19 protein-coding genes and 1 riboswitch are annotated in these 22,488 nt (G+C 41.5%); of the genes, 13 read left to right on the forward strand and 6 right to left on the reverse strand.

The genetic code is table 11. From position 1 onward, the window contains the following. Positions 1-30: 30 nt before the first annotated feature. Complete coding sequence (locus SJ2017_RS02855; protein ID WP_080914814.1) at positions 31-1,875, reverse strand: mechanosensitive ion channel family protein; 1,845 nt, start codon at positions 1,873-1,875, stop codon at positions 31-33. Positions 1,876-2,359: 484 nt separating this feature from the next. Between SJ2017_RS02855 and SJ2017_RS02860 the strand changes: the two genes are divergently transcribed. The 3 genes from SJ2017_RS02860 (at position 2,360) to SJ2017_RS02870 (ending at position 5,217) form a co-directional block, all read left to right on the forward strand. Beyond that, positions 2,360-2,749 (forward strand): DUF4345 domain-containing protein, encoded by a 390-nt coding sequence (locus SJ2017_RS02860; RefSeq protein WP_080914815.1) that lies wholly within the window; start codon positions 2,360-2,362, stop codon positions 2,747-2,749. 65 nt (positions 2,750-2,814) lie between these two features. After that, positions 2,815-4,347, forward strand: coding sequence for an arylsulfatase (locus SJ2017_RS02865; RefSeq protein ID WP_080914816.1), 1,533 nt, complete (start codon positions 2,815-2,817; stop codon positions 4,345-4,347). A 69-nt stretch (positions 4,348-4,416) separates the two neighbouring features. Further along, positions 4,417-5,217 carry a hypothetical protein gene (locus SJ2017_RS02870; protein WP_080914817.1) on the forward strand — a complete coding sequence of 267 codons (801 nt, stop codon included), beginning with the start codon at positions 4,417-4,419 and terminating at the stop codon, positions 5,215-5,217. Positions 5,218-5,298: 81 nt separating this feature from the next. Here SJ2017_RS02870 and SJ2017_RS02875 read toward each other — a convergent pair whose 3' ends face one another. Continuing rightward, a complete protein-coding gene (locus tag SJ2017_RS02875) occupies positions 5,299-5,829 on the reverse strand; it encodes a GNAT family N-acetyltransferase (RefSeq protein ID WP_080914818.1) in 531 nt (176 codons plus the stop codon). Positions 5,830-5,858: 29 nt separating this feature from the next. Further along, complete coding sequence (locus SJ2017_RS02880) at positions 5,859-6,467, reverse strand: cold shock domain-containing protein (RefSeq protein ID WP_080917368.1); 609 nt, start codon at positions 6,465-6,467, stop codon at positions 5,859-5,861. A 145-nt stretch (positions 6,468-6,612) separates the two neighbouring features. On the opposite strand from SJ2017_RS02880, the gene SJ2017_RS02885 reads away from it, so the two are divergent. The 6 genes from SJ2017_RS02885 (at position 6,613) to SJ2017_RS02910 (ending at position 14,567) form a co-directional block, all read left to right on the forward strand. Further along, complete coding sequence (locus SJ2017_RS02885; protein ID WP_080914819.1) at positions 6,613-7,962, forward strand: M20 metallopeptidase family protein; 1,350 nt, start codon at positions 6,613-6,615, stop codon at positions 7,960-7,962. Between the two features lie 103 nt (positions 7,963-8,065). Beyond that, the gene (locus SJ2017_RS02890) at positions 8,066-8,560 is read left to right on the forward strand and encodes a peptidylprolyl isomerase (protein WP_080914820.1); all 495 of its coding nucleotides are present in this window, start codon (positions 8,066-8,068) and stop codon (positions 8,558-8,560) included. A 132-nt stretch (positions 8,561-8,692) separates the two neighbouring features. Then, on the forward strand, positions 8,693-9,484 hold the full coding sequence (locus SJ2017_RS02895; protein WP_080914821.1) for an EcsC family protein: 792 nt from the start codon (positions 8,693-8,695) through the stop codon (positions 9,482-9,484). A gap of 188 nt (positions 9,485-9,672) precedes the next feature. Further along, positions 9,673-11,301, forward strand: coding sequence for an FG-GAP repeat domain-containing protein (locus SJ2017_RS02900; protein ID WP_080914822.1), 1,629 nt, complete (start codon positions 9,673-9,675; stop codon positions 11,299-11,301). 286 nt (positions 11,302-11,587) lie between these two features. Beyond that, positions 11,588-13,246 (forward strand): hydroxylamine reductase, encoded by a 1,659-nt coding sequence (gene hcp / locus SJ2017_RS02905; protein ID WP_080914823.1) that lies wholly within the window; start codon positions 11,588-11,590, stop codon positions 13,244-13,246. An 88-nt stretch (positions 13,247-13,334) separates the two neighbouring features. Beyond that, positions 13,335-14,567 (forward strand): hybrid-cluster NAD(P)-dependent oxidoreductase, encoded by a 1,233-nt coding sequence (locus SJ2017_RS02910; RefSeq protein ID WP_080914824.1) that lies wholly within the window; start codon positions 13,335-13,337, stop codon positions 14,565-14,567. 71 nt (positions 14,568-14,638) lie between these two features. Here the strand turns inward: SJ2017_RS02910 and SJ2017_RS02915 are convergent, their stop codons facing one another. Then, positions 14,639-14,974 carry a DUF2956 domain-containing protein gene (locus SJ2017_RS02915; protein WP_055022812.1) on the reverse strand — a complete coding sequence of 112 codons (336 nt, stop codon included), beginning with the start codon at positions 14,972-14,974 and terminating at the stop codon, positions 14,639-14,641. A gap of 158 nt (positions 14,975-15,132) precedes the next feature. Between SJ2017_RS02915 and SJ2017_RS02920 the strand changes: the two genes are divergently transcribed. From SJ2017_RS02920 to SJ2017_RS02935, 4 genes are all read left to right on the forward strand, one after another. Continuing rightward, the gene (locus SJ2017_RS02920; RefSeq protein WP_080914825.1) at positions 15,133-15,408 is read left to right on the forward strand and encodes a YecH family metal-binding protein; all 276 of its coding nucleotides are present in this window, start codon (positions 15,133-15,135) and stop codon (positions 15,406-15,408) included. Between the two features lie 223 nt (positions 15,409-15,631). Next, the gene (locus SJ2017_RS02925) at positions 15,632-18,397 is read left to right on the forward strand and encodes a xanthine dehydrogenase family protein molybdopterin-binding subunit (RefSeq protein ID WP_080914826.1); all 2,766 of its coding nucleotides are present in this window, start codon (positions 15,632-15,634) and stop codon (positions 18,395-18,397) included. Then, positions 18,397-18,921, forward strand: coding sequence for a (2Fe-2S)-binding protein (locus SJ2017_RS02930; RefSeq protein ID WP_080914827.1), 525 nt, complete (start codon positions 18,397-18,399; stop codon positions 18,919-18,921). Before SJ2017_RS02925 ends, SJ2017_RS02930 begins: the two co-directional genes overlap by 1 nt. Further along, positions 18,918-20,003 (forward strand): hypothetical protein, encoded by a 1,086-nt coding sequence (locus tag SJ2017_RS02935; protein WP_080914828.1) that lies wholly within the window; start codon positions 18,918-18,920, stop codon positions 20,001-20,003. The genes SJ2017_RS02930 and SJ2017_RS02935 overlap by 4 nt, the downstream gene beginning before the upstream one ends. A 59-nt stretch (positions 20,004-20,062) precedes the next feature. On the opposite strand, the gene gltS is transcribed toward SJ2017_RS02935, so the two are convergent. Continuing rightward, complete coding sequence (gltS, locus tag SJ2017_RS02940) at positions 20,063-21,286, reverse strand: sodium/glutamate symporter (protein WP_080914829.1); 1,224 nt, start codon at positions 21,284-21,286, stop codon at positions 20,063-20,065. 521 nt (positions 21,287-21,807) lie between these two features. Next, positions 21,808-22,017 (reverse strand): TOBE domain-containing protein, encoded by a 210-nt coding sequence (locus SJ2017_RS02945; RefSeq protein WP_055022809.1) that lies wholly within the window; start codon positions 22,015-22,017, stop codon positions 21,808-21,810. Between the two features lie 350 nt (positions 22,018-22,367). Further along, positions 22,368-22,445: riboswitch (cyclic di-GMP riboswitch) on the forward strand. Positions 22,446-22,488 lie beyond the last annotated feature (43 nt).

A 22,488-nucleotide genomic window follows, 5' to 3' on the forward strand; every position in this document is an offset into this window, starting at 1 on the left:
TGGCTTTTGTTGTTTAGCAAGGCCGTAGCATTAAGATTTAGCTTCGATTTCGTTTTCTACTTCTAATTCTTCTGGAGATTTGAGTACATCTTTGGGTTTTGTCACACTGCCAATAGGGGGGTATGCCACACTGTCTTTAAATTTATCACGGGTGTCTTCGCTGTAATTAGGGAATGGTAGCTCTTCTTCCTCAATCAGTTGGCGAATCGTTTGTTCTGCCCGTTGCTGCACTTCTAAATCAGCAGGTACGGCATTATTTAACACCACGTTTTGACCTATTGGCGCAATGTGAATATCGAGCTCTTTCATAATATTCAGCAAATGAAAATTTAAGTCTTCGGCAATACCAAAATATTCATTGATATCCCCTGTATCAATGTAGGCATTGACATTCACGACAAACGCATCACGTTCAATGGCTAAAAATCGGGCTCGCTGCGCCACTTCTAACACTCTGGGATGTGATAACAGTAGTTTACGTAGCTCCATCAATAACATTTGCAGCTGTTCTTTAGTGGTATCAAGGCTAATACGTAAATCATGCTTATAGCGGCGGCGATCGATTACCGAGAAGTTCTCTAATTCTTGAGAAGAGAAAACCGAGTTAGGAATATGCACTACGGTGCGATCGAGCTTTCGAATTCGAGTCGAACGCAAACCAATCTCTTCAACCACTCCTAAGGTCGCACCAAAGCGACAAAAGTCCCCAGGTTTAATTGGTCTTGCGGCGTATAACGTCAGCGCGCCAAACACATTTTCTAATGGTTTTTGCGCGGCTAAGGCGATGGCCAAACTGCCGACACCTAAACCTGTCAAAATGGTTGCCATGTTATAGCCTGAACTTTCAAACCACATCAGAGCAATGATGACGACGATGATGATTTTAAGAATGGCTACCATAGGGCGGAGTAAGGCTACACTGTAGCTTTTATCTTGGTCGTGAAGTTGTTTAGATTTATAGGCTGCGTAGAGCTCGACTAAACCGATTATTAAAATGGTGTTGGCGAGATACAGCAAGGTACTGTTATCAAACCATACTCTTGCTCTAACGGATAATCCGAGTGCGAGTGCTGCATACTGTAATAACGATAAGTATAAAAACCAGCGCAAGCTGCGACCACAAAAACGAGTAACACCAGCAATAGCAGATTCGAAATGCTTAGCGATATTCATTGCTGCAAGGCTGATAAGGCCGGTACCAATCCAGCCAAACAATATGCTTAGACCCAAAATCAGCAGTTGCCAGTTTTCCATATAAAAAGCGCTGAATTCAGGTAAGAAGTTCGCTAAAGCTTCGATTTGTGGACTATATCCGTATTCATCCCATAGTTCAGGGATTTTGGCCACTGTGGCATTAGAAATCTTCCAGATTTTGCCCCCTTTTCCGTCAGGGACATGCTGCATATAAACAGGCACTGGGCCAGTATTGGTTTCTAATACTCCAAGTAAGTCTCGATAACTGGGGAGTTTGTCATTTAAGTGGCCTGTAGGTTGGTCACTGATTTGTGACAGGTCAATGATGTTTTGTTTATTCCAAAGAATCGACAATTTACGCAGTAATTCAGGGCCATCCTCGGGGTTAATGCCTTTAGGGAGATAGCGTAAATCAACAAATTCGGCAGCGGTTTGCCAGTCATCTTGCTCAACGGCTTGGCTTATGGCTATTAATGTAGACAGTGGTGTTTCACCGTCACGGGTTAATATTAACCCCCCTTGAGCCTCAGCTATCGCTTCGCTGCGCTTTTCCGCTTCTGCCACTTTTTTTAGGTTAATTTCATCTGCAGCGAATGCTGAAAAGGCACCAAATTGAATGCTGAAGACCAACAGCATTGATAAAAAACTACGCCAGCAGATGTGCCAATTGAGTTGTACCATGCTTATGTCCCTAAAAAACCCGATAACTAAATCAAATATATGCGTTTTTACTGCATACTGCTAGACCGATTTATCATATTTTTCACAAAGTTACTTATGTTGGTTAACTAAGTTGCCTATTCGATATTAATGACCAAGGCTCTTTGTTTGGTGCTGAAATTGGGTTGCCATTTTGAGACTGCATGACTTATCAACCTTTTATACCAGCACATATATCAGCACAGCTCTGTTGATTATTTGGCTGATATAACACAGAGGGTTAAGTCATTTTTGGGTTCTTGCCCTCGATGAATAAATGACAATTTGATTAATACTTAGGTGATATTTGAAAAATGAGTAATCTTGCCTACACTGAATTTAACGATGATTCAAATAGTTAAAGTAGATTTTAAATTAACCTATTTTTGCCCACTTTGAGGTTTATAAAACTCAATGGTGCTACTAAGCCAAGCCCAAATCTTCAAACAACAAGGAAAGTTGAATAATGAAAACGCCTCAAATTTTTTTATTAGTCGCAGCTGCAGGGTTAACACCAATTGCACTCTCATATGGATTTTCTCCTTCAACCTCGCTGTCATTTCTTTTTAATATCGACGCTAATCCCGTCAATGTTGCCCATATATTTCGCGCTGTAATGGGGCTTTATTTGGCTTTAGTGCTTTTTTGGATTGCGGGAGCATTTAAGGAAGGACTGCAACTGCCAGCCTTGTATAGCTTAGTCGTATTTATGATGGGACTCGGGCTCGGTCGTTTACTCAGTATCATTGTTGATGGCATGCCTCATTGGTTATTAGTGGTTTATATGCTGCTGGAAGCAGGTTTTGCTGTCGTCGGTATCTTGATGATTAAAAAAAGCCAAGCTGAGCTGAATTAACGGCTGATTTGGCTAGGTAACTTGAACTGATTCATTAATCTAGAGCGAAATAAAGGGAATTTAATATGAAGAACAAAGGTTCATTGAGCGCATGGGTGTTAAACCGACTGCCAATGCTGATTTTATTCACACTGACGAGCGTCACTTGTGGTGTCAACGCAGCAACAGATAAACCCAATATATTTGTTATTTTTACTGATGATATTGGTATTTCAAATTTAAGCGCTTATCACAATGGTGTGATGAGTAGTGATACCCCCAACATTGATAGTATCGCCGAAAAAGGGATTCTAATGACGGATTATTATGCTCAACCGTCATGTACAGCGGGACGCTCCGCGTTTATTACAGGGCAGCTACCGGTTAGAACCGGAATGCATACAGTCGGTTTACCTGGCGGTCCAGTCGGGCTTAATGCCAACACGCCAACCCTTCCTGAGATTCTCAAATCCATGGGCTACATGACAGGCCAATTTGGTAAGAATCATTTAGGTGACAGAGATGATTTTTTACCCACAATGCATGGATTCGATGAATATTGGGGCTGGTTGTATCACTTAAATGCTATGGAATATACCGAAGATCCTGATTGGCCTAAAGATGCAGATTTTCAATCTTTTGCGCCACGCAATGTGATCCATGCTAAGTCAACGGGCAAAGGTAAACAGTCTATTAAAGACGATGGCCCATTATCTATCGAGCGTATGCGCACCTTAGATGATGAAGTAAATAAACATACGATAAATTTCATTGAGCGAGCCGTTAAAGCAGATAAGCCCTTTTTTACTTGGTATTGCCCTTCTCGCGGACACGTTTGGACTCATTTATCACCAAAGTATGAAGAAATGCTCGGTAAAAATGGTTGGGGCTTACAAGAAGTCGTGATGAAGGATTTAGATGATCATGTGGGTGAAATGTTGGCCAAAATGGAAGAGTTAGGTATTGCTGATAACACCATCATCGTTTTCACTGCCGATAATGGCCCAGAGATCATGACTTGGCCTGATGGCGGAATGACGCCGTTTCATGGTGAAAAAGGCACAACTTGGGAAGGTGGTGTACGAGCACCGATGCTAATTAGCTGGCCTGAAAAAATCAAAGCAGGACAAGTGTTAAATGGCATGTTTGATGGTATGGACTTTTTACCAACCTTAGTGGCTGCAGCGGGCGGCCCCAGTGACCTTAAAAGAAAAATGCTTAAAGGACACAAAGGATTTAAAGCGCACTTAGATGGTTATAACCAATTAGATATGTTGACTAAAGGTGCGGCTTCAAAACGAAATGAAATTTTCTACTATGAGCGAGATAAGCTACAAGCAGTGCGAGTCGGGGACTGGAAAGCTCACTTTGTGGTACAGAATAATGGTTGGGCTGGTGCTAAAGAAGAATTAAATGCGCCATTATTATTCAATTTACGTCGTGACCCTTACGAACGTGCCGCAGAAGAGTCTGGCATGTATTTAAAATGGATGGGACAAAAAATGTGGGCATTTGGCCCTGCCCAAGCTGCCGTGCAGCAGCATCTTGAAACCTTTAAAAAGTGGCCTCCAATGACTGCAGATACAGGTGCTGTAAATAATGGTGGTGTCGGTAACTGAATTTTGCTTTAACTCGGTCGCTCCAGCCTTTGCCCAAGGCTTACTATGGAATTAAACAAGGAAGGTTTTATGAAACGAAGTCCAGCATTGTTAGTAGTTTTTAACGCGTTTTTGTTCACTCTTGTCGGTGTTACAAGCCATACAGCGTTAGCAGAGGGGCAAGGGAACTCCATTAATGCTCCCGCATGGCAAAATAGTGTTGAAATCTATGGAATGGCGTTGAATATCCGCGGCGATACGACCCTTCTTGATCAAAATCTGGAAGTAAATGTCGACCCTAAGTTTATATTGGATACCTTGGAAATGACCGCCATGGTTCGCTTTGAGAGTATCTATGATAATCAATGGGGATATTACATTGATTATAGTTTCATGAAGCTCAATGGCGAAACGAATAACGTCTTGGATAATACTAATAACTTGGTATTGAAGGGGGATATTGATATTCGCCAAGGGGTACTAGAGGCTAAAGGATTTAAGCGTTATGACTATGGTGATAGCACGTTAGATTGTATGGTTGGCTTACGCTGGTGGGATAACGACATCGATATGCAACTGTATCGTAAAGACAATAATGCCATATTCAGTGACATTAACTTTGAAGATGATTGGATTGACTTTGTGGTTGGTGTGCGCTGGATAAAACCGATAAATCAAGATTGGTTATTTTACATTAGTGCTGATGCAGGGATGGGCAGTGATACTGATTTTACTACCGCTATTCAAACTGGCGCACGGTATCAAATTAACTCATGGTCTGATTTGAACTTGGCTTATAAATCCACTTGGGTTGATTACGATAATGAAGATAACTTTGCTTATGATACGGCATCGCAAGGCTTTCTAATCGGTTGGGCAGCTTACTTTTAGCCTTAGCTGACGATTAAGAGTTGAATGTATAAAGGGCGCCCTAATAGAAGTCGTTGGCGCCTTTTTTGTGCCTTTATCTCATTAATTTGCTGGTAGTGGATTACCTTTTAACGAGATTGCGTATCTCAGTAAGGTAAAGCCTTCATCTTCATATTGTCTGATAAACGTCATGCCTAACTTTTTAATGATGTTAACTGACCCAAGATTCACGTCCACCACTTCGCCGTAGACGATATCTAAATCCATGTGCTGCTTTGCAAACTCAATACAGGCTTGATTTGCCTCAGTTGCGTAGCCCTTTCCCCAAAAGTCTTGATGTAAACGGTAGCCAATATCGATAGCATTTATTCTCGGATCATTTTTAAAACCACAAAAACCAATGACTTGATTTGTGGCTTTATGGACTACAGCCCAACGGGCAAAGCCGAACTTTTTATATTCCGCTAACCATATCTCTTGGATAATATTTTCAGCATCTTTTAGCGTGTTACATAAGCCTGCATCGCCAGTGTAGCGGTTGACTTCTTCTGAATTAAACTCAAGCACAGCCTTTGCATCGCCAAGATTAAATTCACGAATGATTAGGCGGTCAGTTTCAGTAATTATTGTCATTATGATCCTTATAAATTTTGCTATGCCATTTAATTACAGAATTGACGTTCACATGGCACACCGTCAAAGTCACCATCCATTTGAGTATCAGGACAATGATTAATATAGAAAATCGCTTCTTCACATGATCGCATGTGGCTGCAGTGAGTTTTACCCGCCTCGCAGCTAAACTGCGGTGAAGATTTTGTCGATTGAGTCGGACTGTTATCTATCGTGACAGGCTGAACTAGACTCGATTGACCGGGAGCATTCGTTACATCGTAGTAGGCTTGAATAGCAAATCTGCCAATGGCGATGACAATTAAGATAATAACAATGCGACTCATCGTGCCCGAAGCCGTGGTGGCTTTTTTCATTTTTATTGGTGGACGCTGCTTCGCTTGATGATTTTTGCCAGAGTTATGGCGAGATTTATGAGTAGGATTGATAGCCACACCTACGATGAGTGCTTTACCTGCTTTAACTTTTCCGTCAGCTTGCTGCTCTACAACATATTCAATTTTATCACCAACAATGGGCTTTCTAGCCATATGTTTAAGGGTTGAGATATGGATAAACACGTCTTTGCCACCCTTATCAGGCTGGATAAACCCGAAGCCTTTACTGCCATTCCAGCGAACTAATCGACCTGTTTCCATCATCACTCGTATTATTTCCCTTTGAAAGGTTTATTGTTTTATACACATTATAAAATTCATTAAGCCTATGCTAGGTTATTAACAGAGCATAATAAATTGTTTTTATCTGCGGCTTAGACATCTAGCTGTTCACAAGGAAGATAACATGAAATTACCAGCACGCTTTGCTGCTATACCCGTATCATTGTCATTCACACTGGCTTTAGCCACAGCATTAAGCAGCACCTCACTTTATGCAGAAAATTTTGATGCTTCAGTGATGAAGTCTATGCCCAAACTTGAAGCGCTCTATACTCATTTGCATCAATTTCCAGAGTTGTCTTATCAAGAAAAAAACACCAGCGCCAGAATGGCTAAAGAGCTATCAGAGCTTGGTTTTGACGTGACTGATAACTTTGGTGGCTACGGTGTGGTAGGCATTTATAAAAATGGTTCGGGGCCAACGGTTATGATCCGTGCAGATATTGATGGGCTACCAATTGTTGAACAAACAGGTAAATCTTATGCTTCAAAAGTCACTACGGTTGATGAACATAATAATACCGTTGGGATCATGCATGGTTGCGGTCATGACATCCATATGACCAGCTTTATTGGTGCTGCAGAACAACTGATGAAACATAAATCAGATTGGAAAGGCACATTAATGATGGTAGCTCAGCCCGCAGAAGAAGTCGGTGGTGGAGCCAAAGCTATGCTAAAACAAGGCCTGTTTAGCAAATTTCCCACTCCAGATAGTGTGATTGGTTTACATGTGAGTGCAGGCATTCCCGCAGGTAAAGTAGGCGTAGTAAGCGGTTATGCGCTTGCCAATGTTGATTCTGTGGATATTACTATTAAAGGTAAAGGCGGCCATGGGGCGTATCCTCATCTTACAATCGATCCCGTGGTGATCGCAGCAAGAACAGTATTAGCACTGCAAACTATCCCAAGTCGTGAAGTATCCCCCCTTGAGCCAAATGTGGTTACTGTTGGCTCAATTCATGGTGGTTCTAAGCACAATATTATCTCTAACGAAGTTAAACTGCAGTTAACACTGCGCTCGTACAATCCTGATGTAAGGGAGCAGCAAATAGCGGCAATTAAACGCATTACCAAAGGGATTGCGTTAAGTGCAGGCTTACCTGAAGAGCTGGCGCCTGAAGTGTATGTGCATGACGATGAAACGATTCCATCAACCTATAATGAGCCGCAATTAGCTGCAAAAGTACAAGCCAGTATTGAAACTGAAATTGGTAAGGACAATGTGGTTATCGCCCCGCCAGTCATGGCTGGCGAAGATTTTGGGTTGTACGGCCGCACTGAGCAAAATGTGCCGATTACACTATTTTGGTTGGGGGGTGTAGAGCCCCAAAAGTATCAGGCCAGTCTAGATTCTGGTGAGCCATTACCTTCATTGCATTCGAGCCAATTTGCGCCAGATTATCCACTTACGATTAAAACTGGCGTGCGAGCGATGACCCGCACCGCAATGGATTTATTCAATGGTAAATAGCATTTAAAACAGCGAGCAGATAACTCACGCTGATGATGTCACGCTATAATAGCCGTTATCAAAGGGGTGACGTCATCCCTTATTTAACTTAGGTATGAGCAATATGATTACGTTTACGACTAACTTGGGTGATATTTGCATTGAGCTTGAGATGGAAAAAGCGCCAGTCAGTTCAAAGAACTTCGTACAGTATTGTAAAGATGGCTTTTATGAGCACACGATTTTTCATCGCGTGATTAAAGGCTTTATGATCCAAGGTGGCGGATTTACTGCCAAAATGAAAGAAAAACCAACTCGCGATCCGATTGTAAACGAAGCTAACCGTGGTTTAAGCAATGTATTAGGCACCATTGCAATGGCGAGAACCGATGCGCCGCATTCAGCTACTGGGCAGTTTTTTATTAATGTTGCTGACAATACCTTTTTAGATCATACCGCTACGACCAATAATGGTTGGGGTTATGCAGTGTTTGGCAAAGTGATTGCTGGTATTGAAGTGGTAAAAGAAATTGAAAAGGCTAAGACAGCCACTATTGCAGGGCACGATGATGTTCCTAAAACGCCTATTATCATTGAAAAAGTCACGATTGCAGAGTAAGGCTTGTTTGGCTGAGTGAGCATTGTCTTAGCTTTTCTGAAAGCATGTATCGAAAGCATACGCCTTCGATACATTTTTTATTTCAATGTCATTGTGCTAGCGCCGAACGAACAAATATAAAAGGAAGCTCATTTGAGCCTTACACCACAAGATAAGCTGCAGCTTGCTCAAGCAAAACAGTTACTCGATAACCCGGGACTTGCGGCTAAGATGACCGACTTTATTGGCACGCCAATCGAGAAAGGTTTTGCTATGCTGCCGAAAACCGTGAGTGAAGGGATTGGCAAGGTGACGCAAGCGGCGTTGATGAAGGCATCAAGTGCGGCGTTATTTACCATGAAAGATGTACCGGGCGAGCAATCATCTGATCGCTGGCACAAATTAGGTGTGGCAGTGAGTGGCGGTGTTGGCGGCTTTTTTGGCTTATCAGCATTGGCACTGGAGTTGCCTATTTCAACGACTATTATGCTGCGATCCATTGCGGATGTTGCTCGCAGTGAAGGCGAACAGCTCACCGATGTGCAAACTCAATTAGCTTGTCTTGAGGTTTTTGCGCTGGGTGGTGAGTCTAACGACGATGATCAAGCTGAAAAAGGCTACTTTGCGGTGCGAACCGTTATTGCAAATTCACTGGCTGAAGCTGCTGAGTACGTTGCCGCAAAAGGAATTAGTAAAGAGGCTGGCCCTGCCATGGTGAAATTAGTGGCAGTGATTGCAGAACGATTTGGGGTACAAGTCACTCAAAAAATGGCAGCGCAGGCAGTACCTGCAATTGGCGCAGCTGGTGGAGCAATCATTAATACTTTGTTTATTGATCATTTCCAAGACATGGCAAGAGGCCATTTTATTGTGCGCCACCTTGAGCGATCGTATGGTAAGGAGCAAGTGAGATTAGCTTATGACAGTTTGCTGATCGAAGGTTAAAACACGTTAAATAGCACTTCAGCATTAACTTCTGAAATGACCAACAGCTTGGAACTCACTCCTTTCTTAAGTCCATAATTAATCGTAACAATTAAACTGTGTGAACTTTCATCAAGACTCGTTATCTTAATAACATAAGCAATCATTAATGTTGACGTTATTACAAAATCAAAGGATACGATTTCAGGATGAATTTAATTAATCGAACCAGTTTGAATACGCTACTGGCAAGTTGCACAGGTCTATTGTTAGCTGCTCACTGTCAATCTATCGCTGCTGAAACCTCGTTTACTCCTCAATTTACCGCTCATCATATTGATGCTGATTTTGAGCTAACTCAAGGCATAGTGAGTGCCAACATTCTTGAGCATCAAGGCAATGAATTAATTGCTGTAGGTGTTGATGATAATCACGAACGTTGGTTAGCTATTTATGGTTTTGAGAATGAGGCATTAGTGCAGCTTGATAAATTAAAGCTCTCAAAAGATATATATAGCTTTGATATTAATGAGCTAGAACCAGCTAAAGTCTCAGGTTCTAATCAAGCTGAAGTACTTACTCAACAGCTCTTTTTCGTTACCGATAATGCCTTACTGCAATATTCACCAGCGCAAAACACGTTGTTAGTATCAACGACTGAACCTAATGAGTCATTAGACTCCGTTGATGCTATGCCCAACCAAGGTTCGCTTAAAAAAGTGGCAGATATTCAGTCTATTTCTGTGACGACGCAAGCTGATTATATTTCTCGCGGCAATTTCGTGATTGATATTAACAATGATGATATTGCCGATATTCTTATCAGTGACTTTAGAGAAACGGCTGTGCTTTTAGGCCAAGCTGATGGTGGATTTATCCAACAATCTTTACCCCTTCTTCCTGTGGTTGAGCTTAAAAATAATGGGGCAGAATATAGTCATGCCAAGCTGTATAACAGTGATATGAACTTTGATCAGCGCGATGACATCATTAAGGTTGGTGAAGGCTCACTTGAAGTCTATTACCAACAAGAAGATGGGCAGTTTTCTGAAATCGCAGAGTTTATCTCAGTCAGCCAGCCGATCAGTGGTGTTGATTGGTGGAATAAACGTGATGCCTATGGTGAGAATTTAGATCAAAGTGATTTGCTCTACCGCAAAGTTGAGCGCATCGGTGATGTGAATGGCGATGGCATCAGCGATCTGGTGGTGAGATACACTAAAAGCTCAGGCGTACTCGATAGAGTTAATGATTATGAAATTTACTTAGGCATTAACAACAATGGCAAGTTAACCTTCCCTCGAGAAGCAAACACCACCATTAAAGCGGATGGTACGCTAACAGGCTTACGTTTTGAAGATCTTGATAATGATGAAGTTGATGAAGTGATTGTCGCAGGTTTTGATATTGGTTTGTCGCAGATCGTCAGTGCGTTATTGTCTGGCAGTATCGATCAAGATGTACACGTTTTTAAAATGAATGATGCCAGTATGTTTGCAGACAAAGCCAATGTCAGTAAAGAAGTTGAGCTGAGTTTTAGTTTAACCTCAGGCCAAAGTGGTGAACCAGTGGTTGCTTTAGCGGATATTAATGGTGACGGTTTTAAAGAGTTATTATTGTCAGATGATAATGAAGAACTCGATATTTACTATGGTCAAGCGGGTAGAGAGCCTTTTAAAAAGCGCGCCGAAGAATGGTCTGTAACTATCCCTGTTGAAGGGGCCATGTTATCAGCGGTGGATATTAATGCCGACGGTAAAGATGATTTATTGCTTAAATTTGGCAGGCAAGATCCTGAAAATCTACAGCGCCGTTTTAGTGTGTTAATTGCCAATTAACGCCGATTTTTCATTCTAGTTTATAAACAAATTAGCCAGCATTACTGCTGGCTATTTTTATTGGTCGTTGTTCAAATCTTTATCGATTTAGTGGTGCTTGTTTAAGCTAATGATAAGCCTACTCTTTGCCTGAAGCTGGCGTTATATTAGGTTTTGCTGAAAGTGATCAACCTCAAATAAACAGATAAAGATCGTAAAAATCGGTTTTGCTTTTCGATGATGAGCGTAAACTAACCTTAAACATGTAAATAAAATACATGATTAGGTAGTCATCAGGAGAAAGGCAATGTTCTGTATTCAATGTGAGCAAACAGTGAGAACCCCAGCAGGGAATGGTTGTAGTTATTCGCAAGGCATGTGCGGCAAGCTAGCATCGACGTCAGATCTACAAGATCTGCTTATCTATATGTTGCAGGGCGTATCGGCATATGCTGTAAAAGCGCGTGATTTTAATATTATCAATACTGAAATTGATACCTTTGTACCTAAAGCATTCTTTGCCACGTTAACTAACGTGAACTTTGATGATGAACGTTTAATGGATTACGCCTATCAGGCGCAAGATTACCGTAACGAATTAAAAGCGGCTTACGAGCAAGCGTGTGCCGACAATGGCGTAGAGCCTGAAGCTGTTATTGCACAAGGTTCACTAAACCTTGCTGCTTCAAAACCTGAAATGTTAGATCAAGCGCCATTAGCACTGCCAAACCGTGGTGACGTCCACGAAGATATTCTTGGCCTTCGTTTATTGTGTTTATACGGTCTTAAAGGCGCAGCTGCTTATATGGAGCATGCGCGCGTATTAGAACAAACCGATGCTGATGTTGCTGGTGAGTTCCATCAAATCATGTCTTTCCTTGGTGAAGATTCAGTTGATGGAGACAAATTATTTGGCACGGCGATGGAAATTGGCCAACTAAACTACCGCGTTATGGCGATGCTTGATGCAGGTGAAACTAGTGCATTTGGTCACCCTGAGCCGACTGAAGTGAACACCAAGTCAGTTAAAGGTAAAGCGATTTTAGTGTCTGGTCATGACATGAAAGATCTTGAGCTTATCTTGCAACAAACAGAAGGCAAGGGCATTAATGTGTTTACTCACGGCGAAATGCTACCGGCTTTAGCTTATCCAGAATTTAAAAAGTATCCGCACCTTGTGGGCAACTACGGTAGTGCATGGCAAAACCAGCAACGTGAATTCGGCACTTTCCCAGGCGCTGTTGTGATGACATCTAACTGTATTATCGACCCTAACGTTGGCGAATACTCAGACCGCATCTTTACGCGTAGCATTGTTGGTTGGCCTGGTGTGACTCACGTTGAAGGTGAAGACTTCAGCGAAGTGATTGATAAAGCATTAGAGCTTGAAGGATTCACTTATGATGAAATCCCTCACAAGATCACTATTGGTTTTGCTCGTAATGCCTTAATGGAAGCTGCACCTACAGTGGTTGAAAATGTGAAAAATGGTTCAATTAAGCATTTCTTCTTAATCGGTGGTTGTGACGGTGACAAGTCAGAGCGTAGTTACTTTACTGACCTTGCTAAATCAGTGCCTGACGACACCATTATCCTGACACTTGGTTGCGGTAAGTACAAGTTCAACAAACTTGAGTTTGGCGACATTAATGGGATTCCTCGCTTATTAGATGTGGGTCAGTGTAACGATGCTTACTCTGCTATTCAGTTAGCATTAGCGCTTAAAGATATCTTTGAGTGTGACATCAACGAGCTACCATTAAGCCTTGTTCTATCTTGGTTTGAGCAAAAAGCGATTGTGGTGTTATTAACCCTATTATCGCTTGGTGTTAAAAACATCCGTACCGGTCCTACACCGCCTGCTTTCTTAACTGAAAACTTGGCTAAAGTGCTAGAAGATCAGTTTGGTTTACGTAATACCACTGATGTTGAATCAGATCTTAAAGCAATGATTAAGGCAGCTTAATCAGCTGTATACGGTGATATAGGCTATCAGCTTGTATCACCGATTTACATCTCTAGTTATTTATCATTGACCTAGTGAAAGGTGCCCTATGAGTTCATCAGGATTTTCATTTTCTGCAGCACTATCTGCGGTGCAATCAACAAAAGACGAGATCAAAGACTCAGCTGAAAAAAACAAAACGGTATCGGGTTTTTCAATGTCGAATGCACTCGCAAGCACTGCTAAGAAATCGGCTGCATCGCTTAATTCTGATGCTGAATTTTTAGCTGCAGATAATTGGCAACGTGGCGATATAAAGCTTCGCTGTGTAGAAAAGTGGAATGAAACTCATGATGTCGTTAGTTTTCGCTTTCAAGGCTTAACGCCGGTTAAGTTTAATTACAAACCAGGTCAATTTATTACCTTAAAACTCGAAATTGATGGCGAGATGGTTTATCGCAGTTACACCATGTCATCTTCACCTTCACGTCCCTATTCTATAGTGGTCACCATTAAGCGTATTCCAGGTGGCAAAGTATCAAACTTTGCCGCTGATAATATTAATGAAGGTGATGTTATCTCTGCATTAGGGCCTGATGGAGTCTTTAACCTTGTCGATTTGAAGGCAGATAAATATCTATTTTTAAGTGCTGGCAGCGGCATAACACCTATGTACTCAATGTCTCGTTGGTTACTCGATACCAAAGTCGGTAGTGATATTGGCTTTGTGCATAGTGCAAGAAGCGAACAAGACATTATTTTCGCTGATACGTTAAGTACGATGGCGCATAGAAGCTCTAAGTTTAATCTGAATTACCTTTTAGAGTCGGCACCTGAGCTTGTGGATGGGGTTAATCACACTGCTAATGACTGCAGAATGTCAGGCCGCTTCGATATGGCAAAGCTTGCTCAGCTGGTACCAGACTTTATGGAGCGGACTATTTTTGTCTGTGGGCCAGAGCCTTATATGGTGGCGGTAAAGTCACTGGTTGAAGCCAGCGGCTTTAGTATGCTCAACTTTCATCAAGAAAGTTTCGGTGGTCCAGTAAAACCTGCAGTTAAGGTAAGTCATGCCAATAGTGACAGTGGGTTTATGTTGAGCATTGCTGATAAATCGATTTCCTTATCGGCTGATGACACCTTACTTGATGGGATTGAATCTGAAGGGTTACCGATTATTGCAGCTTGCAGAAGTGGTGTTTGCGGGGCATGTAAATGCCAAGTCACATCAGGGACGACCGAGTCGAGCAGTACAATGACGCTGACTCAAGATGAAATAGCAGCGGGTTATGTATTGGCGTGCTCAACTAAAATTACTTCAGATGTGACATTAAAAATCTAGTTAATGATTCACTCGCAATTAAAACAAAAAAGTCAGCAAATGCTGACTTTTTATTTTTTTTGAGAGTGAGTTTAAATGTTTAAGTTGCCATTTAATAAGGCATAGATTAAAAATCCCACCCAGCTCGCTGCCAGTAATATCCAAGGGAACTTAGGCGATGAGGTCGGCGCTTCAGCGATAAACTCAATTTCACTCGTTTCTTGGCGTGACTTGGCTTTTAAGTCTTGCTTACGTTGTTTATCTCGGCCGCGGGCTTTTGCCTTTTGCTGCTTTTTATATTCCGCAATGCCTTTTTCGATACCTTGAGCAATTAACTTAGTTTGCTCTTTGGTTTGCGATGGTTTTTGCGTGGCTTTGGCCACTTTCATTGCTTCGTTTTGGGTTTCTTGAGAAATCTGCTTCGCCATTATGCCTACAAATACAGTGTTGAATTCTTAAAGACACTATACCGAATCTTGAGTGGGAACTTAAATTGTAGATTAATTATTGTTAAACCATGAGCTATCGCACGAGTGGGCACGCCGCTTTATCGTAAAATGGATTTTTCAATATAAGGAATCGTTAAATGTCTGACTCTATTCACGGTCGTAATGTTATTAAGTTGATGAAAGCGCAAAACACGCCACAACCACATCAGCAATGGCTTGCTCTTATGGCGCAAGAGTTTGGCGAAAATGCAGAGTTTCATACCTGTAGAGCCAGTGATATGAATGCGGCTCAATTAGTTGATTTGTTTATCAGCAATGGGCGTTTAACCGAAACAGATGCTGGTTTTGAAATTAATCAATGTGGACATTGTGCAGGTAAAGAGCACGGTGAAGAAGGTCATTCGCACGATTAATTGAGACAAAAATCAGTTTGATTATTCATAAAGCCAGTCTCTGACTGGTTTTTTTGTGGGGGGAAATAATTTAAGTGGATTTTTTAATAGTGACGAATTCGCTGATTTAAGTAGGCATATTCATATCCTCATAGCACTTAAGGATTTTTATTTACTTAAGACATTGATGAACTACCTTTTGCCTGCTTAAATTGTAAGCAACACAGGATGCGGGAAATCATGGATGAATACAGTAAATCAGTACCCTATTAGTCGCCGAAGTTTTATCAAAACAATTGCTGGAGGCGCAGCCATTAGTTTTAGTATCTCTAGCTTACCCATTTCTTTACTTGCAGCGGAATCTCCCCCTTTAACCGATATTGCCCCCGAGCCGGCATGGGCACCTGAGCCTGGTGTCGCCCAGTGGCGGATCGATGGTAAACCAAAAGTCATGGGGCAAAAAATATATGCACGTGATTTTCGTGCTCGCGATTTAGCAGAATACGGCTGGCCATATCAAGCTGAAGAAAGGGTGATGTATGCCCTAAGAACCAACCGAATAAATACGGTTGTAATGGATTACCAGCTTTCAATGCTCCCAGCCGAATTACAACCCATTACCATTATTGATGCGCAAAAACTGATCAATGATAAAGTGGATGTTAGCTGTGATATGAAAAAGCCATTTTTTGTGTGTGCCAAAAATAGGGACAAGAGTAAAAATAAGAGTAATGTCAGGCATGTTGCTGACTATTACGGCCAGCCAGTAGCTTTGCTGATTTTTGCAAATTTTGATGTCTATCGCCGAGCAAAAAAAATCCTACAATTTAACCAAAATACTATTATTTATGGTGACAGCGTTGCTCCACTTGATCCGAGTATTTATGGCAATTCTTATGAATATGTAAAAGGTTCACTGAATGGCAATCCCTTCAATGTGGTACATGATGAGCCTGATTACTATAAAAGTCACAGCCCTATAGTAAAGGGCAACATTACTTCAGCCATTGAGGTAAACACTGCCTCTGGAGTCTGGCAGCAATACTCAGCTAATTATGTCACTCAAGTTATGGACCCTATGTTCATGGAGCCGGAGGCTGGTTTAGCTTGGTATGACAAACAATCATCTCGTCTACACTTATTACTCGGTACTCAATCGCCCACAGGGGATATATCTGGCGCGGCAGAAATATTCCGTAATGCTAAATGTACTTATAATGTCAGTGAAGTAGATTTGATTGCTTGCTATCCAGGGGGAGGATTTGGTGGGCGCGATAGCTCTTACTTTACAATGTATTTAGCAATGGCAGCCCCATACGCCAATGGTTATCCTCTGCGTTGGGCACAAGACAGATTTGAGCAATTTCAAGTTGGATTAAAACGCCACCATACTGAATTTACAGAAAACTTATGTATCGATGACAATGGTCTTATTCAGGCTGTTACAGCCAGTTTTACACTAAATGGAGGAGGAAGAAAAAACTTAAGCCCTTATGTTGCTGAACTTGCAGCATTGAGTGTCTGTAATGCTTATAACATTCCGCAAATTGTCGCCTATGGTGAAGCGCTAGATACACCTGATTTAATTGGCGGATCGCAACGTGGGTTTGGTGGGCCACAAGCCTTTATTGCTCTAGAAACCTTATTGGATCAGGCTGCAGAAGATACAGGCAGAGATCCTTTCATGATCCGTCGTTTAAATTTACTCGATAATCAGAGTACAACGGTAACAGGTGCGCCTATTCAGCAAGATTTGCAATTGCCCCAAATCCTCGATGCATTAGAAGCCCTGCCATTGTGGACTAACCGTGAGACAACGAAGCAACAGTTTGCTAATCAAGGACTTAAATATGGTGTGGGGTTAGCGTTAGCAAACGAAGCGTATGGTACCGGTGGTGATGGTATGTTTGGCGCAGTGATGATTAACCGAGATGGCAGCATTACTGTTCGCACCCCCTATATTGATATGGGCAATGGCGCAGCCACAGCGCTAGGCTTGGCACCGTCTGTTTGGCTTGGGAAAAATGCCAGTAACATTATGATGGGCGATGCTGGTTTTTTTAATAATCTAGGTTTAACTAAGATAGATGCTTACCCTTCTTGCGTACCATCTGAGACTAAAATTGATCCTGCGAAACAAGTGGCACAATTATCGGGTTCATCTAGTGCATGTCTTGGGGCTTTTTATCAATATCATGCAGTGTCATATGCGGGGTTAAGTTTACTGCTAGGCTCTGTTATCCCTGCTTTACAGCGGCTTTGGCAAGCTGAAGTGGACTATAAGCAGTTAGTTTTCTCGCACGGAAGTATCAGTATAGAAGGCTACCCTGCTATTGAATGGAGTCAGATTGTTGAAGTGATTTTTAGTCAACAATTACCCAATAGTGCTGCCGTTCATGCCAGCTTTGTTGGTGAGTTCGTTAATGCTGACTTTAGCTTTTCTTCATTAAGTCAAAACCCTATCACTCTACCTTTAGACTATATTGCTCTTGGTTCCTTGCCTAATGCTTTACAGACTGTTACTCGAACTAATATGACTACACTACCGAAAGTTAATTCACGTTATGGCCGTAGCACTTACGCACCTAGCGGGGCATTAATTGCGGTATCTGTCGATCCTAATACTGGTTATGTCGTTGTTGAAGATTGTATTACAGCGTTAAGTGCAGGTGTGCAACATTGCCCGCAGCTGGTGAGTGGCCAATCTCAAGGCGGGGTAGCAATGGCAATGGGATATGTACTGTCGGAAGACTGCCCTCTTAGCCCAGAAGGACCAGGTGCTGGTAATTGGAATTTAGATAAATATAAGCTAATGAAAATGGGTAATGTACCTTTAAATCAACAATTGCTGGTTATGCCACCTGCCGACAATGAAGCGACTGCGCGGGGGATTGCAGAGGCCGTTATGTGTCCAATTCCTCCGGCTATTCTCAACGCATTAGCGATGGCAACTCAACATCGTTTTACACAGTTACCTGTAACGCCAGCGGCAATAAGGACGGCAATCTAATGGATAATATACCAATTTCTTTCATGGTTAATGGTGCGAGTATTGATGCGCCTACAACAGATGGCGATATGGCGTTAGTGGATTATTTACATGAACGACTAGGGTTAGCTGGGACCAAATTTTGTTGCGGTATAGGAGAGTGTAGAGCGTGTACAGTTGCCACTAGAAATGGCCCTAACGCAACAATGCAAACCACTTTATCTTGTTCAACTCCAGTTGATAGTTTGAATGGCTTAGAAATTTTTACCGTAGAAGGATTACAACAAGGGGACAAGTTGTTACCTCTTCAGCAAGCTTTTTTAAAGCATTTCTCTTTTCAATGCGGCTATTGTACTCCTGGTTTTTTGATGGCCACTTGGGTGTTATTGCAAAAATTACAGCTTTCTCCTATTTCAGAAAGCGAGCTGGACGATGCAATTGAGCAGGGCGTTGGCCGCAATATTTGTCGCTGTAGTGGCTACGTTAGATATTACCAAGCAATTAGAGAGTTAGCGTTGCCTTTAACGAGGGAGCACTTGTCATGAAGGGATATAAACGATTCATACCAGCTTGGTTATTATATATTTGTAACTCGGTATGCGTTATAGCCTTGATGGGCTGTGACAGTTTAGGCACATCATCTCAGCAGAAGCAGAGTACAGCGATTGATGAAGTGGTTATTGTAGAGCTAAACCAATCGATTATTGAGTATGGTCAACAGTGCGCAAACTTGGTTGCAGAGGTGCCAGCATTTGACTGTAATGACGGGGTTGATGTACCCATTACTGTGAATGGGCAAGTGCCACAGTATCAAGAGTATACGCAAAATATGGTTTGTGACCGCCCAGCATTATTGCCTTATGGTGAAGACACTTTTGGTCAATGTACGCCTTATTCTAAGGTGTTAGATTTATCAAATGAGACAACTCAAATATCTGCTTTTTGTCGACGTAAATACCTTCGACCCGATGATAGTCCGTTGTATGACGAAGTTGACGTAATTTTGCATAGTACCACCTCGGGGGATACATGCTGGTTTCATGCAGAACCCCCTAATGACACAAGTGCTGGATTTGATGCTTCAAGGGTACCGCCACCTAATGAAGTTACTCCTCCACCGGGGCATGTTGATGCAATGACTTTTTGGTGGAAGCCACTTGATACTGTGAGCAAGAATTGTGGTGGTTGTCATGATGCCGATCCGTTTATGTATAGTCCATATATAGGGCAGGTTTGGCAACATGTGCCGGTTGACCCATTCGGACCGTATAATAATGCGATTGGTGATTTCGCCCTATGGTCAACGTCATCAAGTATTGAAACCGAAGGAAATACCTGTATCACTTGTCATCGGATTGGCAACTTAGGGAGTTGTGTTAATGTCGATCTTGAAACGGGACAAACATTTCCTGGTAATATTCAAGTCGCCTCTGGAATGGCATTACCGGTTAAAGGAGGAGATGAATTAGCAAATCAGTACCCTTTGAGTACTTGGATGCCGATTAATAATTTCCATAGCCAAGCGTTTTGGCAACAGGTTTACAGCCCTTCAGTATCAGCTTTGTTGTCATGCTGCGATAATCCTCAACAACTTCAGTGTCAATTAACACCAATAACAGGTGGCTGAAATTAACTGGTTCCATAAAAAAACGCCACTATTGAGTGGCGTTTTTTACAGGTGAAGGCTTAGCCAATCACGCTTAGATAGCCTTGCAAAATAATCGCATTAACAATATCTATAAAGAACGCGCCTACAATTGGCACGACCATAAAGGCTTGTGGTGAAGGGCCTGTTCTTGATACTAATGCACCCATATTCATAACCGCAGTTGGGGTTGCGCCCATACCAAAGCCGCAGTGACCGCCAGCCATAACAGCTGCATCGTAATTACTGCCCATTAATCTAAAGGTGACGAAGTACGCAAATAAAGCCAGGATTATGCCTTGGGTCAGCAAGATAATTAACAGTGGAATCGCTAAATCAAAAATCTCCCATAGCTTTAAATTCATTAATGCCATTGATAAAAATAGCGCTAATGACACGGTGCCGAGGATATCAACACACTCACTGTTTATTTTAAACCCACGGGTTAACTCAGTGGCATTGGTGATAACAACACCGAAGAATAGTGCATAAACAAATTCAGGCATTTTCAGCCAAGTAATGTCGTATGCACTAACAAATTTACCGAACCATTTAGCCCCGGCAACACATAACAGCAGAACAAATAAAACTTCTAAAATCCGTTTAGCGGTCACCCTGTCTTCTTCAAGCTGGTCGTAGGTCACTAAATCTGGGTGATCTTCATGATGATTTCCCCCTACACCGTAGGATGAAACCAGCTTGTTTTTGTTAATCAATCGCTGAGCGACTGGGCCACCGATAATACCACCCATTACCAAGCCAAACGTCGCTGCAGCCATGGCAAACTCAAGGGTGTTCATCCCGTAGTTCTCTTGGAAAGTTTGTGCCCAAGCAGCGCCAGTACCATGACCTCCTGAAAGGGTGATAGAGCCAGCAATTAAGCCCATTATAGGTTCCAAACCTAATGCTGTAGCCATGGTTACGCCAACACCATTTTGGATAATGATATATAAGGAGGCGATACCTAAAAACAAAAAGACTTTACTACCGCCCTTCATAAGCAATTTGTAACTTGCCGCTAAACCAACGGTGCTGAAAAACATTAGCATCAAGGTGTTTTGCATCGATAGCGTAAATTGAAGACTGATGTTATTGAAGTGCAGCAAAGTAATAAAGCTGGCAACGATCAATCCGCCCACGATGGGTTCTGGGATATTATATTTTCTAAAAGCGGGTAAATGACGGTTGACCGAATGGCCAATGAATAGGACTAAAATCGCTACAAGAAACGATTCAAGCTCTCCAATAGAATAGACTGTATTCATGAAACTCCTTTGGATAGCAATGAAAAAAGTAACACACTGCTTTAACGCATCACCACATGGTATGCCTTTATATATGACTTAAATTAATTAGTTATGCTGATTATAGATTATGACGGAGCTAAAGATAATGCTATCAAGCTAAATTGATGGGTTATTGCGCTAAAACAGACACAAATTAACATGTAATTAATCTCACGAATGCAGTTGTTAAGTTCAAAGATACAGATGTAGGTGACTTGCTTGTCACTTGTTAACTTTTAAAGACTGGATTTTGCGTTAATTTAAACCCTTGTCATTGATAAAAGGTGATTTGATGAGAGTGACTATTGAGTTTGCTGATGAGCATTAATCTGAGCTGCGGTAACTATCATAGATTTTATTTTGGTGTCAAAGGAGGGGATTAGGATGAAATTCAATGCTAAAAAAATGGAGTAATGACTTTCATCATTACTCCATTTTTATCACTATTATAATGCTTTAGAACGCAGTTAAAGCTGCACTCCAAAAATTAAAATAGAAAATTAATCTACTGCAACCATAACATTGCTAGCTTTGATAATGGCATAAGCATTGCCACCAACCACTAAACCTAGTTGCTCACAAGATTTTTTAGTGACAACAGAAGTGATTTCAACACCTGCAGCTAATTCGATAACGATTTCGTTATTAACTGAACCTTCTTCAATAGAAAGAATTTTTCCAACAAGTGAATTACGTGCGCTGATTTTCATATTTTTGAAATCTCTATGTAGTAAGTGAATATATATCAATGATATATATGATTAATTTATCTTATAAAAAATTGTTTGCAATAAGATAATGCGGCTAATGTTATAAGTTTAGTTAGTATTTTGTGGTTTTGGGGGCTATATCGCAGTTTAGTTTATGAAATTGCACTTTATCTTGCTTATTGTATGTCATTCATTAGTTGTAATTTTCAATGTTTGTTATGCCATTATCTTGTGAGGCTATATAACATTCATTAATTATCAGTGAGTTATAATAATGTAAATAGTCAATAATTTGACTTGTTAACTGCTTGGTGCTGGTGTTAAAATTCGCATGTTTTTTTAAACTGTAGATACTCTAATGGCAAACTCGTTGCAAAATGAGGACGCAAAGTGACAGCACAGGCGGGTCTGTGGGCTGCATTACTGAGTGTTAAAAGATGACAGATAATTTTGTGCAACTTATAACACTAG

It is taken from the genome of Shewanella japonica (genome assembly GCF_002075795.1).
Classification (GTDB): Bacteria; Pseudomonadota; Gammaproteobacteria; order Enterobacterales; family Shewanellaceae; genus Shewanella; species Shewanella japonica.

Excerpts from the sequence above, each read along its gene's own strand:
- hcp (WP_080914823.1), top strand. The coding sequence starts at position 11,588 with ATGTTCTGTATTCAATGTGAGCAAACAGTGAGAACCCCAGCAGGGAAT.
- SJ2017_RS02875 (WP_080914818.1), bottom strand. The coding sequence starts at position 5,829 with ATGACAATAATTACTGAAACTGACCGCCTAATCATTCGTGAATTTAAT.
- SJ2017_RS02900 (WP_080914822.1), top strand. The coding sequence starts at position 9,673 with ATGAATTTAATTAATCGAACCAGTTTGAATACGCTACTGGCAAGTTGC.
- SJ2017_RS02945 (WP_055022809.1), bottom strand. The coding sequence starts at position 22,017 with ATGAAAATCAGCGCACGTAATTCACTTGTTGGAAAAATTCTTTCTATT.
- SJ2017_RS02910 (WP_080914824.1), top strand. The coding sequence starts at position 13,335 with ATGAGTTCATCAGGATTTTCATTTTCTGCAGCACTATCTGCGGTGCAA.
- SJ2017_RS02885 (WP_080914819.1), top strand. The coding sequence starts at position 6,613 with ATGAAATTACCAGCACGCTTTGCTGCTATACCCGTATCATTGTCATTC.
- gltS (WP_080914829.1), bottom strand. The coding sequence starts at position 21,286 with ATGAATACAGTCTATTCTATTGGAGAGCTTGAATCGTTTCTTGTAGCG.
- SJ2017_RS02865 (WP_080914816.1), top strand. The coding sequence starts at position 2,815 with ATGAAGAACAAAGGTTCATTGAGCGCATGGGTGTTAAACCGACTGCCA.
- SJ2017_RS02855 (WP_080914814.1), bottom strand. The coding sequence starts at position 1,875 with ATGGTACAACTCAATTGGCACATCTGCTGGCGTAGTTTTTTATCAATG.
- SJ2017_RS02920 (WP_080914825.1), top strand. The coding sequence starts at position 15,133 with ATGTCTGACTCTATTCACGGTCGTAATGTTATTAAGTTGATGAAAGCG.
- SJ2017_RS02860 (WP_080914815.1), top strand. The coding sequence starts at position 2,360 with ATGAAAACGCCTCAAATTTTTTTATTAGTCGCAGCTGCAGGGTTAACA.
- SJ2017_RS02880 (WP_080917368.1), bottom strand. The coding sequence starts at position 6,467 with ATGGAAACAGGTCGATTAGTTCGCTGGAATGGCAGTAAAGGCTTCGGG.
- SJ2017_RS02935 (WP_080914828.1), top strand. The coding sequence starts at position 18,918 with ATGAAGGGATATAAACGATTCATACCAGCTTGGTTATTATATATTTGT.
- SJ2017_RS02890 (WP_080914820.1), top strand. The coding sequence starts at position 8,066 with ATGATTACGTTTACGACTAACTTGGGTGATATTTGCATTGAGCTTGAG.
- SJ2017_RS02915 (WP_055022812.1), bottom strand. The coding sequence starts at position 14,974 with ATGGCGAAGCAGATTTCTCAAGAAACCCAAAACGAAGCAATGAAAGTG.
- SJ2017_RS02870 (WP_080914817.1), top strand. The coding sequence starts at position 4,417 with ATGAAACGAAGTCCAGCATTGTTAGTAGTTTTTAACGCGTTTTTGTTC.
- SJ2017_RS02925 (WP_080914826.1), top strand. The coding sequence starts at position 15,632 with ATGAATACAGTAAATCAGTACCCTATTAGTCGCCGAAGTTTTATCAAA.
- SJ2017_RS02930 (WP_080914827.1), top strand. The coding sequence starts at position 18,397 with ATGGATAATATACCAATTTCTTTCATGGTTAATGGTGCGAGTATTGAT.